This window comes from Neisseria sp. P0021.S007, from assembly GCF_051956855.1.
The window spans coordinates 1-657 of the sequence record NZ_JBQCXA010000607.1 but is presented as its reverse complement, the minus strand read 5'-3'; the positions used below and the strand labels follow the sequence as shown (position 1 = coordinate 657).

1 protein-coding gene is annotated in these 657 nt (G+C 43.2%); it reads right to left on the bottom strand.

Annotated features, from left to right (window positions below; translation table 11 throughout):
- Window positions 1-336 precede the first annotated feature (336 nt).
- A partial coding sequence (locus tag ACTHUR_RS14920) for an Rrf2 family transcriptional regulator (protein ID WP_440399377.1) occupies window positions 337-657 on the bottom strand: 321 nt, incomplete at its 5' end.

The following is a 657-nucleotide window of genomic DNA, read 5'->3' as shown; positions in this document are numbered from 1 at the left end:
AGGTAAAACTCTATGGATTCATAATCAAAATTATATTCGTCATGGCCACGAAAGTTTTACTAACGTTCCCAATTTTGTATTGGAAAAAGACCGTTACGTTGACTGGGAAGATACTTGGCGTACTTTTTGACTAGGGAATAAGTAAATGGCGAGCAGTTACTTTTTGCTTGCTCTGGTCGATATCTTTCTATTATTTTAAAATTAACAATGCCGTCTGAAAATCTTAATTCCAGACGGCATTGTTTATTATTTTTCCGAGTAATACCACACGCCCCTATATTGAGAGGCTGATGATTATTTCGATATAGCTTGACTGTTTTCAGACGGCCTGAAGATTTAATCAACCATTCTGCGTATTTCGTTGATGGGGATGCGCGGGGTATAGAGTATGTCGTAGGTTGGTTTGTCCAAAAGATCTTGCAGGGAGTATTGATCTAAATGGTTGAAGAAGGCTTTGATGGCGCCGGTAATGATGCCGGTCAGTCGGCAGGATGGGGTGATTAGGCATTCGTTGTTATCGCCCATGCATTCGACAACCTGCATCGGCTCAAGATGGCGGACGACTGCGCCAATGTTGATTTTTTCAGGAACATCCGCCAAGCGCAAACCGCCGCCTTTGCCGCGTACGCTGACCAGAAAACCGCCTTTGACTAATGA